The sequence below is a fragment of the Klebsiella ornithinolytica genome, assembly GCF_030505655.1.
Lineage (GTDB): Bacteria > Pseudomonadota > Gammaproteobacteria > Enterobacterales > Enterobacteriaceae > Klebsiella > Klebsiella ornithinolytica.
Map to the genome: position 1 here is coordinate 2182193 of NZ_CP130153.1, position 15096 is coordinate 2197288.

15 protein-coding genes are annotated in these 15096 nt (G+C 56.2%); 8 read left to right on the forward strand and 7 right to left on the reverse strand.

Features of this window, described 5'->3' with window-relative positions:
• The first annotated feature begins 5 nt into the window (after window positions 1–5).
• Window positions 6–2393, forward strand: coding sequence for a phenylalanine--tRNA ligase subunit beta (pheT, locus tag Q1L34_RS10190; RefSeq protein ID WP_004863353.1), 2388 nt, complete (start codon window positions 6–8; stop codon window positions 2391–2393).
• A 4-nt stretch (window positions 2394–2397) separates the two neighbouring features.
• Window positions 2398–2697: an integration host factor subunit alpha gene (ihfA, locus tag Q1L34_RS10195; RefSeq protein WP_004102960.1), complete on the forward strand. Its 300-nt coding sequence runs from the start codon at window positions 2398–2400 to the stop codon at window positions 2695–2697.
• A gap of 53 nt (window positions 2698–2750) precedes the next feature.
• On the opposite strand, the gene Q1L34_RS10200 is transcribed toward ihfA, so the two are convergent.
• From Q1L34_RS10200 to admX, 3 genes are read right to left on the reverse strand one after another with little or no spacing between them, the layout of a single operon-like run.
• A complete protein-coding gene (locus Q1L34_RS10200; protein WP_004863350.1) occupies window positions 2751–3104 on the reverse strand; it encodes a RidA family protein in 354 nt (117 codons plus the stop codon).
• Window positions 3101–4354 carry a D-amino acid dehydrogenase gene (locus Q1L34_RS10205; protein ID WP_032717755.1) on the reverse strand — a complete coding sequence of 418 codons (1254 nt, stop codon included), beginning with the start codon at window positions 4352–4354 and terminating at the stop codon, window positions 3101–3103. The genes Q1L34_RS10200 and Q1L34_RS10205 overlap by 4 nt, the downstream gene beginning before the upstream one ends.
• Window positions 4355–4395: 41 nt before the next feature.
• Window positions 4396–5319 (reverse strand): HTH-type transcriptional regulator AdmX, encoded by a 924-nt coding sequence (gene admX, locus Q1L34_RS10210; RefSeq protein WP_004863346.1) that lies wholly within the window; start codon window positions 5317–5319, stop codon window positions 4396–4398.
• 278 nt (window positions 5320–5597) lie between these two features.
• On the opposite strand from admX, the gene Q1L34_RS10215 reads away from it, so the two are divergent.
• Complete coding sequence (locus Q1L34_RS10215) at window positions 5598–7031, forward strand: gluconate:proton symporter (RefSeq protein WP_327204488.1); 1434 nt, start codon at window positions 5598–5600, stop codon at window positions 7029–7031.
• 152 nt (window positions 7032–7183) lie between these two features.
• Window positions 7184–8170 (forward strand): vitamin B12 ABC transporter permease BtuC, encoded by a 987-nt coding sequence (gene btuC / locus Q1L34_RS10220; RefSeq protein ID WP_015584105.1) that lies wholly within the window; start codon window positions 7184–7186, stop codon window positions 8168–8170.
• 52 nt (window positions 8171–8222) lie between these two features.
• Here the strand turns inward: btuC and Q1L34_RS10225 are convergent, their stop codons facing one another.
• Entirely contained in the window at window positions 8223–9023 is an 801-nt protein-coding gene (locus Q1L34_RS10225) for a MetQ/NlpA family ABC transporter substrate-binding protein (protein WP_004863338.1), read from the reverse strand.
• A gap of 226 nt (window positions 9024–9249) precedes the next feature.
• Here Q1L34_RS10225 and Q1L34_RS10230 point away from each other — a divergent pair, with 226 nt between their 5' ends.
• The 4 genes from Q1L34_RS10230 (at window position 9250) to selO (ending at window position 12655) form a co-directional block, all read left to right on the forward strand.
• A complete protein-coding gene (locus Q1L34_RS10230; protein WP_004863334.1) occupies window positions 9250–9801 on the forward strand; it encodes a glutathione peroxidase in 552 nt (183 codons plus the stop codon).
• Window positions 9801–10550 (forward strand): vitamin B12 ABC transporter ATP-binding protein BtuD, encoded by a 750-nt coding sequence (btuD, locus tag Q1L34_RS10235; protein WP_327204489.1) that lies wholly within the window; start codon window positions 9801–9803, stop codon window positions 10548–10550. The genes Q1L34_RS10230 and btuD overlap by 1 nt, the downstream gene beginning before the upstream one ends.
• Before the next feature lie 81 nt (window positions 10551–10631).
• Complete coding sequence (locus tag Q1L34_RS10240; RefSeq protein ID WP_004863328.1) at window positions 10632–11096, forward strand: NlpC/P60 family protein; 465 nt, start codon at window positions 10632–10634, stop codon at window positions 11094–11096.
• Between the two features lie 116 nt (window positions 11097–11212).
• Window positions 11213–12655, forward strand: coding sequence for a protein adenylyltransferase SelO (selO, locus tag Q1L34_RS10245; RefSeq protein WP_015584107.1), 1443 nt, complete (start codon window positions 11213–11215; stop codon window positions 12653–12655).
• 41 nt (window positions 12656–12696) lie between these two features.
• On the opposite strand, the gene hemP is transcribed toward selO, so the two are convergent.
• From hemP to ppsR, 3 genes are all read right to left on the reverse strand, one after another.
• A complete protein-coding gene (gene hemP / locus Q1L34_RS10250) occupies window positions 12697–12876 on the reverse strand; it encodes a hemin uptake protein HemP (RefSeq protein WP_046852335.1) in 180 nt (59 codons plus the stop codon).
• Window positions 12877–13041: 165 nt separating this feature from the next.
• Window positions 13042–14088, reverse strand: a complete 1047-nt coding sequence (aroH, locus tag Q1L34_RS10255) for a 3-deoxy-7-phosphoheptulonate synthase AroH (RefSeq protein WP_004863320.1) — start codon at window positions 14086–14088, stop codon at window positions 13042–13044.
• A 155-nt stretch (window positions 14089–14243) separates the two neighbouring features.
• The gene (gene ppsR, locus Q1L34_RS10260) at window positions 14244–15077 is read right to left on the reverse strand and encodes a posphoenolpyruvate synthetase regulatory kinase/phosphorylase PpsR (protein WP_004863318.1); all 834 of its coding nucleotides are present in this window, start codon (window positions 15075–15077) and stop codon (window positions 14244–14246) included.
• Window positions 15078–15096 lie beyond the last annotated feature (19 nt).

The window sequence follows — 15096 nt, forward strand, 5'->3', positions numbered from 1 at the left end:
GAATAATGAAATTCAGTGAACTGTGGTTACGCGAGTGGGTTAACCCGGCGATCGACAGCGAAGCGCTGGCTAACCAGATCACCATGGCGGGCCTCGAAGTGGACGGCGTTGAGCCGGTAGCCGGTAGCTTCAACGGCGTTGTTGTCGGTGAAGTGGTTGAGTGCGGTCAGCACCCGAATGCCGACAAACTGCGCGTCACGAAAGTTAACGTCGGCGGCGAACGTCTGCTGGACATCGTCTGCGGGGCGCCAAACTGCCGTCAGGGGCTAAAGGTTGCCGTAGCAACCATCGGCGCCGTGCTGCCGGGCGACTTCAAAATTAAGGCCGCGAAGCTGCGCGGTGAACCTTCCGAAGGGATGCTGTGCTCGTTTTCTGAGCTGGGCGTATCCGACGATCATAGCGGAATTATCGAACTGCCGGCGGATGCGCCGATTGGCACCGATATCCGTGAATATCTGCAGCTGGACGATAACACGATCGAAATCAGCGTCACGCCGAACCGTGCGGACTGCTTAGGTATCATCGGCGTCGCCCGCGACGTGGCCGTTCTGAATAAAGAACCGCTGAACGCACCGGAGATTACCCCCGTTGCCGCCACCATTACCGATACTCTGCCTGTCACCGTTGAAGCGCCGGAGGCCTGTCCTCGCTACCTGGGCCGCGTGGTGAAGGGTATCAATGTTAAAGCGCCAACGCCGCTGTGGATGAAAGAGAAGCTGCGTCGCTGCGGGATTCGCTCCATCGATGCGGTCGTTGACGTCACCAACTACGTGCTGCTCGAGCTGGGTCAACCGATGCATGCGTTCGATTGCGACCGTATTGACGGTGGGATCGTGGTCCGAATGGCGAAAGAGGGTGAGAAACTGGTTCTGCTGGACGGGACCGAAGCCAAACTGGATACCGATACCCTGGTTATTGCCGACCATCACAAAGCGCTGGCTATGGGCGGCATCTTTGGCGGTGAACACTCTGGCGTCAATGACGAAACGCAGAACGTGCTGCTGGAATGCGCGTTCTTCAGCCCACTGTCGATCACTGGCCGCGCGCGTCGCCACGGTCTGCACACCGATGCGTCTCATCGCTATGAGCGCGGCGTGGATTCAGCGCTGCAGTATAAAGCGATGGAACGTGCAACCCGCCTGCTGATCGATATCTGCGGCGGCGAAGCGGGCCCGGTTATCGATGCGACCAACGAAGCTGCGTTGCCGAAGGCGGCGACCATTACCCTGCGTCGTAGCAAACTGGATCGTCTGATTGGCCATCATATTGATGATGCGCAGGTGAGCGATATTCTGACTCGCCTGGGCTGTGAGGTGACCGTCGGCGACGGTGAGTGGCAGGCCGTTGCACCGAGCTGGCGCTTCGATATTGCCATCGAAGAGGACCTGGTCGAAGAGGTGGCCCGCGTTTACGGGTATAACAATATTCCGGATCGGCCGGTGCAGGCGGGGCTGATTATGGGCACCCACCGCGAAGCTAATCTGTCGCTGAAACGTGTAAAAACGCTGCTTAACGACAAGGGCTACCAGGAAGTCATCACCTACAGCTTTGTTGACCCGAAAGTGCAGCAGCTGATTCACCCGGGTGAAGAAGCCCTGATTCTGCCGAGCCCTATCTCCAGCGAAATGTCGGCGATGCGTCTGTCGCTGCTGACCGGTCTGCTGGGTACGGTGGTGTACAACCAGAACCGTCAGCAAAGCCGCGTCCGCATTTTTGAAAGCGGTTTGCGCTTTGTTCCGGATACCCAGGCTCCGCTGGGCATTCGTCAGGACGTGATGCTGGCCGGTGTGATTTGCGGCAACCGCTACGAAGAGCACTGGAATCTGGCAAAAGAGACCGTTGATTTCTACGATCTGAAAGGCGATCTGGAGTCCATTCTCGACCTGACCGGCAAATTAGCGGATATCGAATTCCGCGCAGAAGCGAACAGCGCACTGCATCCGGGGCAGTCAGCCGCGATTTATCTGAAAGGTGAACGTATTGGTTTCATTGGGGTTGTTCATCCTGAACTGGAACGTAAACTGGATCTGAACGGCCGGACTTTAGCGTTCGAGCTGGAGTGGAACAAGCTTGCAGACCGCGTGGTGCCTCAGGCGCGCGAGATTTCTCGTTTCCCGGCGAACCGTCGTGATATCGCCGTTGTCGTCGCGGAAAACGTACCTGCAGCCGATGTTTTGACAGAGTGTAAGAAAGTTGGCGTAAATCAGGTAGTTGGCGTAAACTTATTTGACGTGTACCGTGGTAAAGGGGTGGCGGAAGGCAGTAAGAGCCTTGCGATTAGCCTCATCCTGCAGGATACCAGCCGTACACTCGAAGAAGAGGAGATTGCCGCTACCGTTGCCAGATGTGTAGAGGCATTAAAAGAGCGATTCCAGGCATCATTGAGGGATTGAACCTATGGCGCTTACAAAAGCTGAAATGTCAGAATATCTGTTTGATAAGCTTGGGCTTAGCAAGCGGGATGCCAAAGAGCTGGTAGAGTTGTTTTTCGAAGAGGTGCGTCGTGCTCTGGAAAACGGAGAACAGGTAAAACTCTCCGGGTTCGGCAACTTCGATTTGCGGGATAAAAACCAACGCCCGGGTCGTAACCCGAAAACGGGGGAAGATATTCCCATTACAGCCCGGCGTGTGGTGACCTTCAGACCCGGTCAGAAACTTAAAAGCCGTGTCGAAAACGCTTCGCCCAGAGACAAATAATCTGAACTAACTAAAAAGGCCGCTGATGCGGCCTTTTTCTTTTGTGGCGTAAATCAACTTCTTACGGCAGTAACCATCACCTCGACGAGGATATCAGGGCGTGCCATTTCCGCCTGGACGGCCGCGCGTGCCGGGCTGTGACCTTCCGGCATCCAGGCGACCCAGACCTCGTTAAACCCGGCAAAATCACGTGCCATCGTCTTCAGCCACACCTGAGCAGACAGAATATGACGATTATCACTGCCGGCTTCGGCCAGCAGTGCGTCAATTTTTGCTAAAACCTCCCGGGTTTGCTGGCGGATATCGTCATCGCTGCTTGCCGGGGTTTGCCCTGATAAAAAGATCAGATCGCCGTACCCGACGCTGGCGGAAAGACGGGGCTGCGAATGATGACGTTCTATTTTCATGCTGAGTGTTCCCATGTCAGACCTTCTAAAGAAATGGCGGGACTTGCGCCGTTGAGTAGCGCGCTGAGCACCACCGCGCTGCCGGCGGCCAGAGTAAAGCCGAGGCTACCCTGACCGAGGTTCATCCACAGGTTCTGATACCCGGCACGACCAAGCAGAGGGGGACCCGCGGGGGTTGAAGGGCGCATACCGCACCAGGCCTCTGCATCCTCAACGCCCTGCAACTCAGGGAAGCTGCGGGTGACGATCTTTTTTAGCGCCTGGATACGCTCGGGGCGCAGTTCATCGCCGTCGTAGCCAATATCGACCATGGCGGCAATGCGCAGCCGATCGCCCAGCCGGGCGTAGACCACTTTATGGCCATAATCCGTTACGCTGATATCAGGCGCAATCCCGGGCTTTGTGGGGTAGGGGAGCGTCAGGCTGTAGCCTTTCAGAGCGCACAGCGGCACGCGAATACCGGTACCGGCCAGCAGGGGACCGCTGCCGTTTCCTGCCGCCACGATGTACTCATCGCCGACCATCGTTCCCTGACGGGTATCGACAGAATCAATGCGGGCGCCTTTTTTATTCAGGCGCAGCACCTCACAATCGCTGGTCAGAGTAAAGCTGGCGCTGGCATGCAGCTTCTCCAGCAGCGCCTGGCAGAATTTTTGACAGTCGGCGGTCTCATCGCCGGGCGAATAAATACCGCCCTGCAGCGAAGGGTGAATATATTTCAGCGCCGGTTCAAGTTGAATACACTCGTCGGCATTCAACGCTTGCTGATATTGCGGGCTGATACCTTTGGCGGCTTTATTAAAATCATATGTCCGGCGATGAACGATCAATTTCCCGGAACGCCGCCAGTGAAAGTCGTGCAGATTATCCGCCGTCAGCCACTCCTGCATCACCTGACGGCTGAGCAGCGACAAGCGCAATATATGATCGCCGTTGAGCTTATTCGTCTGGCTATTACAGGCGCGGAGAAACTGCAGCAGCCAGCGCCATTGATCCGCCGACATTTTCAAACGCATATTAAGAGGCGAGTCGGCTTTACCCATCCATTTCATCCCCTGCAGGGGAACGCCACGATCGGCCAGGGGGGCCACATACCGGTAGCTAAGCTGCCCGCCGTTGGCAAAGCTGGTTGCCAGACCTGGCTTCGCCTGACGTTCCAGCAACTGGACCTGATGACCGCTCTTGATTAACTCATAAGCTGTTGCCAGCCCGATAACACCGCCGCCGATAATGACAATGCGCTTTTTCATAACCTGATAAACCCACCGCTGATAAATGCATGGGCTTTATGTCAAAGCATTTGCCTCTGCGGCGCAATTGACTTTTTATTTTCAGGGTATAACTCCAGGTTAATCTCCTGCAGCTGCTGGCGGAGCCGGGTACAGAGAAAATCGACAAACTTCTGGCTGATCGGGCTGAGTGAAACGTCTGCCCGACGCAGTAAACACAGGGTGATCATCATCGGCGGCGCGATCGGATGAATCATCGCCGGCGCCAGGTTATGCCGGGCGGAAAAAATATCGGTAATGCTGCATCCCATGCCGCGTTTCACAAATTCGGTGGCCATGTAGTAGGTCTGCACGTTCAGACGGGTGGTCGAAAAATCGCGGCGGGTCGCAATGGCCGCGGAGAGGGAGTGTGGTCCTGGCGAGATCCACCGCTGCTGGTCAATCTCCTCAATCGCCACTTCTCCCTGGCGATAGTCGCGGTCAATGTATACCAGCGGGACCTCAGCGATAGCGGTGCTGGTGATCTCCCCTTGCTGGACGGGCTGTAGCGTCAGGGCCAGATCGATCTCGCGCAGATCCAGTTTTTTGACCAATGTCTCAGTGTGTTCGGTGGTGAGTGTCATCACCAGATTGGCATTTTGTTGATAGAAATCGGTGACCAGTTCCGGGACCAGACTCAACCCAAGGCTCGGCAGACAACCGAGGCTCATTTTGGCCCGGGGGTCGCGGGCCAGGTTATCGGCGAGCAGGCGGAGGTTATCCAGATCCTGATAAATATTCTGAGCTTTTTCAAACAGCATCAGCGCTTCGCTACTGGGCAGCAGTTTACCGCGTACCCGCTGAAAAAGTTTAAAACCGAGCTTCTGCTCGGCGTTTTTTAGCGCTTTGCTGGCGGCGGGTTGAGAGATATTGAGCGATTCCGCTGCTCGGGAAAGCGTGCCGCAAGTCATCACGGCGTGGAAGATTTCCAGGTGACGCAGTTTCATGAGGAGTTAACTCAGGGTTATAGAGGCCAGATAAAAAGTCATTTTCCAATAACATTAAGTTAACATAAATTTAATCCGCAATCAGCGAGCTGTTTACTTATCGCGCTGACTGCGCCGCCTTCCGGCGGATAATCCGATTCTCAGAACAATACCTGTTGTCCCTACATACACCCTCAGGCAACCAAGCCAACACATTATAACGAGGGGGATATTTTCTGAGCAGGCCCGAATACACCGCGTCCCAATAGCGGCCGGTTTTATTGGCATCAAGGAGTTATATGAGTGACTCAACGCTCTCTGGCAACCCGGTAGCCAGACAGAATATCACCAGAAAAAATATTATTATTGGCCTGTTATTAGGGCTGTTTTTAGCGACGGCATTTTGGTGCCATGGACACCCCGCAGACGAACTCGGCTTGCTGAGTTTTACACCGCTTGTCGCCCTCGCCATCCTCTCGCTCGTCGGGGTAGATATTGTGCTGGCGGTGATCTCATCCATTATTATTGCGATGATTATGACCTCGACCAGCTTGCCTGAAATGGGAACAATGCTGGCAAAATCGACCGGCTCTTTTATTGCCACAGTCGGGTTAATCATTATGCTCGGTGCCGGTGTCGGAGAAGTGGCGACTCGTACCGGCGCCGCGGTGGAGCTGGTGAAATTTGTGGTTCATCGTATCGGGCTGTCGAGTCAGACCCGGGTTAAACTGGGTATTGTCATTTCGTCGATTCTCATCTGCGGCGCCCTGGGGACCATGGCCGGGGGAAATGCGATCATCGTGGCGGTAATTATTCCGGTTGCCGCGGCGGTCAGACTGACGCCGCCGACGGTGGCCGCGCTGATGATGACCGCCGGCTCCATCGGGCTTTTTACCGGGCCGTTTACGCCGAGTACCGTGACGATTCTCAAGCTCGGCGGCCTCAGCTATCCGGACTATTTGCTGTATGTCGGGTTGCCAATGAGTGCGGTGACTTTGCTGGCCGGCTGGGTGATGGCGGGGCGCATTCAGAAGATGACCGAAGGGAAGCTGCGGTATGAGGTCGACCTGTCTGAAAAAACGCAGGAGCAAGCCAGTGCCGCCGTTTCAAGGCGCAAAAAGCTCAGCGCGCTGGCGTTTGCGGCAACGATTATCGTGATGGCGGTGGTTGGGGTAGTGATAAAAGCCGGCTTTAGCTTCGCGATTATTGTGATGCTGCTGGTGGCGTTGATCACCGGACTGGTCGGCGGCCTACGGCCCACGCAGATTTTGCAGGCGCTGTATCACGGCTGCGGCCGTCTGGTGTGGATGTTTATCCTCTACTGGCTCTATAACCCGATTCTTGAACTGATGGATGGGCTCCATGCCTATCAGGGGCTGCTGGACTACACCCAGCCGCTGTTGGAAGGGATCTCCCCGGCCTGGCTGTGCTTTTGTATTTTCGCCTTCAATATCATTGGCCATGTTCCCGGCGCGGCGGTGGCGCAGATGACCTTTACCCACAAGATTTTTGGCCCGATGTTGATGGCTGCCGGCGTCCCGCCGCAGGGAACCACTGCGGTTCTGCTGGCTTCATCGCAGGTGGACTGGTTTGGCCCGTTCCCCTCTTCGGACATGTTCGGGCAGATGGGGCTGGCGCAGTCGACCCATCTCAAGTACATGCTCTATAACGGCTGGGCTATCGTGATTGCTAACATTATTCTCTTCGCTCTGCTGTTTCAGGTGCTGGTGTAAGAGACCTTTCTGCTCAGCGCGGCGGGGCCGATGTCCCGCCGTTGTGGCCATTGGATCATCAGGTTATCTCTTCCCCTGCGGGAGGTTTTGCTTTTCTCACCTCTATCGCCACCGTAAAATCAACGGCATCTCTTTCTGGCATGACGGAAATTATGCTGACCTTTGTCCAAACTCAACAGCGCCGCAGCCGGCGCTGGCTTATTGCACTCCTGCTGCTGCTCCTCGCCATGTTGACCGTCAGTCTCTGCGCCGGAGACCAGTGGATTGGTCCGCAGGAGTGGTTCAGCGCCAAAGGGCAGCTGTTTATCTGGCAGATTCGTCTGCCGCGGACGTTGGCCGTTCTGCTGGTGGGCGCCGCGCTGGCACTCTCCGGGGCGATCATGCAGGCATTATTCGAAAACCCGCTGGCGGAACCGGGGCTGCTGGGCGTTTCTAACGGCGCTGGCGTGGGGTTAATTGCTGCGGTGTTGCTGGGCAAAGGCTATCTGCCGGGATGGGCGCTGGGGCTGTGCGCGATTGCCGGTGCGCTGGTGATTACTTTTATTCTGCTGCGTTTTGCCCGGCGGCATCTGTCAACCAGCCGTCTGCTGCTGGCGGGCGTCGCGCTCGGCATTATCTGTAGCGCGTTGATGACCTGGGCGGTCTATTTCTCCACCTCTTTCGACTTGCGTCAACTCATGTACTGGATGATGGGCGGGTTTGGCGGCGTGGACTGGCAGCAGCTGTGGCTGATGCTGGCGCTGTTGCCGGTACTTATCTGGGCGTGTCTGCAATCACAGCCGCTGAATCTCCTGGCGCTGGGAGAGGTGTCCGCTCGTCAGCTGGGGCTGCCTCTCTGGCTATGGCGCAGGCTGCTGGTGGTGGCGACAGGCTGGCTGGTTGGCGTGAGCGTGGCGCTGGCTGGGGCAATTGGATTTATTGGGCTGGTGATACCGCATATTCTTCGCCTGTGCGGCTTGAGCGATCATCGGGTGCTGCTTCCGGCCTGCGTGCTTGCCGGCGCCAGTGCGCTGCTCGGCGCCGATATCATTGCCCGCCTGGCGCTGTCGGCGGCGGAATTACCGATCGGCGTGGTCACCGCGACGCTGGGCGCGCCGGTCTTCATCTGGCTACTGCTGAAATCCGTGCATTCGCAATAAGCGGTGGGCTGGCGCAGCCATGATCGCTGCGCCAGGGGCGGGACGCTGGGGCTTACCAGCCTTTGATCGCATCGCCTTTGTATACTTCCATGGCTTTATCGGCGACTTCTTTGGTCTGGAAGGCCTCTTTCAACTGCTGAATCTTTTTACTGTCTTTATTCTCTTCACGTGAAACGATGGCATTCACATACGGAGAGTCCGGTCCTTCCATAAATAAACCATCGCGGGCCGCGGAAAGACCTGCCTGCGCGGAGAAGTTGGTGTTAATAATCGACAGCGCGACGTTCGGATCGTCGAGAGTACGGGTCAGCTGCGGCGTATCGACTTCAACAATTTTCAAATGTTTCGGGTTGTCGATAATATCCAGCGACGTCGGCAGATAGCCCACGCCCTCTTTCAGTTTGATTAAGCCCTGCGCCTGCAGCAGGAGCAGGCTGCGGCCTAAGGTCGTGGTTTCGTTAGAGATAGATACCGTTGCGCCGTCCGGCAGCTCGTTGATATGTTTAATTTTGCGTGAATAAGCGGCAATCGGGAAGACGAACGTTTTGCCAACGATGGCAAATTTGTAGCCGCGCTCTTTGGACTGCGCCTCGAGATAGGGCAGCGTCTGGAAGGCGTTAGCATCGACGTCTTTATTATTTAACGCTTCATTTGGCAGTACGTAGTCATTGAAAGAGATAACCTCAACGTCGAGGTTGTATTTATCCTTCGCCACCTGCTCAACCACTTTCCAGATGGCTTCATCCGGTCCGGTGTTAATTGCCACCTTAACTTTGTTGTTATCGTCAGGAGAGCAGGCCGATAACAATACTACCGATGTGGCGATTAACACTGAGCTTAACAACTTTTTCATCTATAAAAACTCTCTCAAATTAGTCCATAACAAAAGGCTATTACATCCATTTAACACTGTACACTGAATTGTCTGCTGACCATATTGAGAGGAATTCATGTTAGCGGCGCGTACGGTGCGGTATTCCTGGCCGCCGATTAGACGTACAATGAGCGCCCGTGAATCCGCTACAGTAGATAGGGATCACCTTAAATCAGAAACCCGTTTTATGGACGGAGGGAAGGCTATGCAACACGATATTCTGAATACTGAAGTCACCACGATTGATGGTCAAAAAACGACGCTGGCGGACTATGCGGGTCGCGTTCTGCTGATTGTGAACGTGGCCTCAAAATGTGGTCTCACGCCGCAGTATGAGCAGCTGGAGACATTGCAAAAAGATCTCGGGCACGATGGGCTTACCGTGCTTGGCTTCCCTTGCAACCAGTTCCTGGGCCAGGAGCCTGGGAGCGAAGAGGAGATTAAGACGTTTTGTAGTACGACCTATGGCGTCACTTTCCCGCTGTTCAGCAAGGTAGACGTCAACGGTGAACATCGTCATCCGCTGTACCAGAAACTGGTTGAGGCCGCGCCGCAGGCCGTGGCGCCAGAAGGCAGCGGTTTCTACGAGCGTATGGCAAGCAAAGGCCGTGCGCCGGCCAACGTCGGCGACATTTTGTGGAATTTCGAAAAATTCCTGCTGGGCAAAGATGGCCAGGTTATCCAGCGCTTCTCGCCGGATATGACCCCGGACGATCCGCTGCTGGTTGCCGCCATTAAAGGGGCGTTAGCGAAATAATGCCGTTTCTGATGCAGCTGCGGAATGTCAAAGAAGCGGGGCGTCTGGCGCCGTTTAGCGCCCAGGTGCGTCCGGGTGAAATGGTCCATCTGGTAGGGCCAAACGGCGCAGGCAAAAGCACGCTGCTGATGCGAATGGCCGGTCTGACTGCGGGGCCCGGAGACGTTATTCTTAACGAACGTAAACTGGGCCAGTGGTCGGCACAGGAGCTGGCGCGTCACCGGGCCTACCTGAGCCAGCACCAGATGCCGCCTTTTGCCATGCCGGTATGGCACTATCTGTCGTTGCATCTGCAAAATGGCGGGCAAAGCGAACTGCTCGCCAGCGTTGCCGATAAGCTGGGCCTGAGCGATAAGCTCGGGCGCCAGGTGAATCATATTTCTGGCGGCGAGTGGCAGCGCGTACGCCTGGCGGCGGTCATTCTGCAGGTTCATCCGCTGGCGAATCCGGCGGGGCAATTGCTGGTGCTGGATGAACCGATGAACAGTCTGGACGTGGCGCAGCAGGCGGCGCTAGATCGCGTTCTGGGTGAACTGTGCGAGGCGGGCGTGGCGGTAGTGATGAGCAGTCACGATCTTAACCATACCCTGCGACACGCCCATCAATCCTGGCTTATCTGCCGGGGGCAGGCCATTGCCTGCGGTGAGACATCGGTAGTGTTAACCGAAGAAAACTTAACCGCGGCCTATGCGATTCCTTTTCAGCGCATCGCGGTTGCCGGTCATTTTATGCTCGTTGCGTCACAGTAGCACGAAGCAACCTTGCCAGTGCATTGATAAACCAGCTAAATTATCCTGACGAATTGATAAGGAACAGAGGAATCGTCTGAGATGCGTTTGTGGTTCATTTTATTGACGGCTCTATTTCTGGCTGGCTGCAGCAGCCACCGGGCGCCGCCGCCGAATCCGCGGCTTGCAGATTCCATTACCGTTATCGCGAACCTGAACGAGCAGCTGCGCAACTGGCGGGGCGCGCCGTATCGCTATGGCGGTATGTCTCCGCGCGGGGTCGATTGTTCCGGATTTGTCCTCATGACCTTCCGCGATAAGTTTGCCCTGCAGCTGCCGCGTGAAACTCGCGATCAGGCAGAGATTGGCACTAAAATTGATAAAAGTGAGTTGTTGCCGGGGGATCTGGTCTTTTTCAAAACCGGGTCCGGCGACAGCGGTCTGCATGTGGGTATCTACGATACCGACAATCAGTTTATCCATGCTTCGACCAGCCAGGGCGTGACGCGTTCCTCCCTGGATAACGTCTACTGGAATAAGAAGTTCTGGCAGGCTCGCAGGATATAGCGACGGACGTCGTGGCGAAGGGGAAGCACTGGCTTCCCTTTTTTTATGTCGATAACCCTGCGTTTCTCCCGTGTTAATACCTTGTTGAAGGCACTACACTGGAGAGAGGAGGAACCATGACCCTGTCTTTTACTACCCACTGGCGTGATGAACTGCCGGATTTCTATACCCCTTTAGCGCCCACTCCGCTGAAAAATGCCCGACTTATCTGGCACAATGCGCCGCTGGCGCAAACCCTGGGCATTCCCGAGGCGCTGTTTCATCCGGCGCAGGGCGCCGGCGTGTGGGGAGGCGAAACGCTGCTGCCGGGCATGTCGCCGCTGGCGCAGGTCTACAGCGGCCATCAGTTTGGCGCCTGGGCCGGCCAGCTTGGCGATGGCCGGGGGATTTTGCTTGCTGAACAGCAGCTGTCGGACGGCCGTCGTCTCGACTGGCATCTTAAAGGCGCCGGACTGACGCCCTATTCGCGAATGGGCGACGGGCGGGCGGTGCTGCGTTCCACGATCCGCGAAAGTCTGGCCTCGGAGGCCATGCATGCGCTGGGGATCCCGACGACGCGCGCGCTCGCCATGGTCACCAGCGATACCCCCGTGCAACGCGAAACGCTGGAAAGCGGCGCGATGTTGATGCGTCTGGCCGAAAGCCACGTGCGCTTTGGCCATTTCGAACATTTTTATTATCGCCGTGAGCCGGAAAAGGTACAGCAGCTGGCCGACTACGTGATTCGTCATCATTGGCCGGAGCTGGTTGATGACGCTGATAAATATGTTCTATGGTTCCGTGACGTTGTCACGCGGACGGCGACGCTGATCGCCAGCTGGCAGACGGTTGGCTTCGCCCATGGGGTGATGAATACCGATAACATGTCGATTCTTGGGCTGACGATGGACTACGGCCCCTACGGCTTCCTGGACGACTTCAAACCCGATTTTATCTGCAACCACTCCGATTATCAGGGCCGCTACAGCTTTGAAAACCAGCCGGCGGTTGGCCTGTGGAATTTACAACGTCTCGCGCAGTCGCTGTCGCCGTTTATTGCGGTGGATGCGCTTAATGCCGCGCTGGATGACTACCAGCATGCTTTGCTGACGGTATACGGCCGCCGGATGCGCGATAAGCTGGGTCTGTTCACCCAGCAGAAAGGTGATAACGACCTGCTGGATGGGCTGTTCGCGCTGATGATACGGGAAGGCAGCGATTACACCCGGACTTTCCGGATGCTGAGCGTGAGTGAACAACACAGCGCGGCATCGCCGCTGCGCGATGAGTTCATCGATCGCGCGGCCTTCGATAGCTGGTTTGCAGGCTATCGCGCGCGCCTGCGCGATGAGCCGATCGACGATGCGCAACGCCAGCAACAGATGCAGAGCGTCAACCCGGCGCTGGTGTTACGAAACTGGCTGGCACAGCGGGCCATTGAGCAGGCGGAGCAAGGGGATATGAGCGAACTGGCGCGTCTGCATGAGGTATTAAGCCAGCCGTTTGCAGATCGGGACGATGAGTATATCAATCGTCCGCCCGACTGGGGAAGGCGTCTGGAAGTGAGTTGCTCCAGCTGATGTTACCCCGGACTTTCTCTGTGCTCGCGGGCGGAGAAGGTCTATTTAGTCAGAATCAGTTTCCCCGCATGGGTCTGGCGCAGTAAATAGCGCTGGCCACCATGCTCAATCACCACCCGGCCTTCAGCGCCGAGTAAGGTGCGGCTGTTGATCTTACGGTCCGTGGGGATGGGGTAAGGGGCATTGTCTTTTGTTTTTTCTGCTGTGGCAGTGTTATCCATACGCGTCATAGCACCAAATAAAAATAAAAGAAACAATGATAATCATTATCAATAATGTTAATTTTCACGGCAAGCGTTATTTGCGAAAACCCTGTTTTTTGGGGGGAGGCTGCGCCAGACTGCGCGGAAAGAATCTCCCCCACCACGACGTGGCGGGGGCAGGGACTACAGGCGGGTTGCGGTGGCCGCGGCCAGTTCGGCCAGCAAACGTTCGCTGTCTTCCCAGCTCAGGCAAGGATCGGTAATGGACTGGCCCCGCGTCAGCGGCTGCCCGGCAACCACCTTCTGCGTGCCTTCCTGCAGGAAGCTTTCGGCCATGATGCCGGCAATCGAAGTGGAGCCGGCGCGAATCTGCTGGCAGATATCGGCACACACCTCCAGCTGACGACGGTGCTGCTTCTGGCAGTTGCCGTGGCTGAAATCAACCACCAGCTGTTCCGGCAGATCAAATTCACGCAGCGCATCGCAGGCGGCGGCGATATCTTCAGCATGATAATTCGGCTGTTTACCGCCGCGCATGATGATATGGCCGTACGGGTTGCCGCTGGTCTGATAGATGGTCATCTGTCCCTGTTTATCCGGCGACAGGAACATATGGCTGGCGCGGGAGGCACGGATGGCATCGACGGCAATACGGGTATTACCATCGGTACCGTTTTTGAAGCCGACCGGGCAGGAGAGCGCGGAGGCCATTTCCCGGTGGATCTGGCTTTCGGTGGTACGCGCGCCGATAGCACCCCAGCTTATCAGGTCGGCAATAAACTGTCCGGTCACCATATCGAGAAATTCGGTGGCGGTGGGGACCCCCAGCTCGTTGACCTGCAGCAGCAGCCGACGTGCCAGCTCAAGACCGTGATTCACCCGATAGCTGCCGTTAAGGTCAGGATCCGAAATTAACCCTTTCCAGCCAACAACGGTACGCGGTTTTTCAAAGTAGGTACGCATGACGATTTCCAGCTGCGGCTGGTAGCGTTCACGCATCCCCTGCAGGCGGCGCGCGTAGTCCATCGCCGCGTCGGTATCATGAATGGAGCACGGTCCGATAATCACCAGCAGGCGGCGATCTTCACCGTTGAGGATCTTTTCAATCCGGCGGCGGGAAGCGGCAACGTGCGCCGCAACGTCGGCAGACACGGGATGCCGCTGCGCCAGTTCCGCGGGCGTCACCAGGCTTTCAATGCGCGCGGTACGCAATTCGTCTGTTTTATTCATTGGAGTCTCAAAAAATCTGTTTCTTCCGCGGCGAAAATGCCGGGAAGTGATGCGCATCACGATAAACCAATCTCTGCTTATTGCAAGGGCAGGTCATGATCCTGTATAGGCCACGGGCGATAGCATAAACAAATTTTCTCCAATGCACTAGTTCGTTAGTACATTCTTCGATTCAGCCCCATGATGTCCATGATTTTAGTCGCAATTTCTTCAACAGAATAATTGGTGCTATTCAGGCACGGAATTTTATTCTTGCGATACAGGGCCTCCACCTCGGTCACCTCCATGCGACACTGGCGCATCGATGCATAGCGGCTGTTTTCACGGCGTTCTTCGCGGATCGCGGCCAGCCGTTCCGGATTAATGGTTAAACCGAACAGCTTATGTTGTAAGGGTTTAAGCGAAGCCGGGAGGATCAGGTTGTCCATATCGTCGGCGATAAACGGGTAGTTTGCCGCGCGGATACCGTACTGCATCGCCAGGTAAAGACTGGTCGGGGTTTTGCCGCAGCGCGAGACGCCCAGCAAAATGACCTGTGCCTGATCGAGATTACGCAGCGAGATCCCGTCGTCATGGGCGAGGGTGTAATCAATCGCCGCAATACGTGCATCGTATTTGTTGAGGTTACCCGGCGTCAGGCCGTGGGTGCGGTGCGCGATGGGCGTCGGGTCGAGCCGCAGTTCCTGCTGAAGCGGAGCCACCAGGGCCTGCACGATATCCTGACAAAACCCCTCACTTTGCAAAATAATATCGCGAATTTCAGGGATAACGATGGAGTAGAACACCAGCGGGCGGATGCCGGTCTGCTGATAGATGGCGTCAATTTGTTCCTTTACTGCCCGCGCGCGGCTGATATTTTCGACGAACGGCAGCGTAAAACTGCTGATCGCGACCGGGAATTGCGACATCACCGCATGCCCCAGTACTTCGGCCGTAATGGCGGTACCGTCAGAAATATAAAATACGTGGCGATCTACAGCACTTTCCATTTTGACCATCCGGTATAAT

What these genes read in the sequence shown, in the direction of transcription:
- pheT (WP_004863353.1), top strand. Translation starts at nt 6, where the DNA reads ATGAAATTCAGTGAACTGTGGTTACGCGAGTGGGTTAACCCGGCGATC.
- aroH (WP_004863320.1), bottom strand. Translation starts at nt 14,088, where the DNA reads ATGAATAAAACAGACGAATTGCGTACCGCGCGCATTGAAAGCCTGGTG.
- btuD (WP_327204489.1), top strand. Translation starts at nt 9,801, where the DNA reads ATGCCGTTTCTGATGCAGCTGCGGAATGTCAAAGAAGCGGGGCGTCTG.
- admX (WP_004863346.1), bottom strand. Translation starts at nt 5,319, where the DNA reads ATGAAACTGCGTCACCTGGAAATCTTCCACGCCGTGATGACTTGCGGC.
- ppsR (WP_004863318.1), bottom strand. Translation starts at nt 15,077, where the DNA reads ATGGAAAGTGCTGTAGATCGCCACGTATTTTATATTTCTGACGGTACC.
- Q1L34_RS10240 (WP_004863328.1), top strand. Translation starts at nt 10,632, where the DNA reads ATGCGTTTGTGGTTCATTTTATTGACGGCTCTATTTCTGGCTGGCTGC.
- Q1L34_RS10225 (WP_004863338.1), bottom strand. Translation starts at nt 9,023, where the DNA reads ATGAAAAAGTTGTTAAGCTCAGTGTTAATCGCCACATCGGTAGTATTG.
- Q1L34_RS10200 (WP_004863350.1), bottom strand. Translation starts at nt 3,104, where the DNA reads ATGAAAATAGAACGTCATCATTCGCAGCCCCGTCTTTCCGCCAGCGTC.
- Q1L34_RS10205 (WP_032717755.1), bottom strand. Translation starts at nt 4,354, where the DNA reads ATGAAAAAGCGCATTGTCATTATCGGCGGCGGTGTTATCGGGCTGGCA.
- ihfA (WP_004102960.1), top strand. Translation starts at nt 2,398, where the DNA reads ATGGCGCTTACAAAAGCTGAAATGTCAGAATATCTGTTTGATAAGCTT.
- Q1L34_RS10215 (WP_327204488.1), top strand. Translation starts at nt 5,598, where the DNA reads ATGAGTGACTCAACGCTCTCTGGCAACCCGGTAGCCAGACAGAATATC.
- btuC (WP_015584105.1), top strand. Translation starts at nt 7,184, where the DNA reads ATGCTGACCTTTGTCCAAACTCAACAGCGCCGCAGCCGGCGCTGGCTT.
- selO (WP_015584107.1), top strand. Translation starts at nt 11,213, where the DNA reads ATGACCCTGTCTTTTACTACCCACTGGCGTGATGAACTGCCGGATTTC.
- Q1L34_RS10230 (WP_004863334.1), top strand. Translation starts at nt 9,250, where the DNA reads ATGCAACACGATATTCTGAATACTGAAGTCACCACGATTGATGGTCAA.
- hemP (WP_046852335.1), bottom strand. Translation starts at nt 12,876, where the DNA reads ATGGATAACACTGCCACAGCAGAAAAAACAAAAGACAATGCCCCTTAC.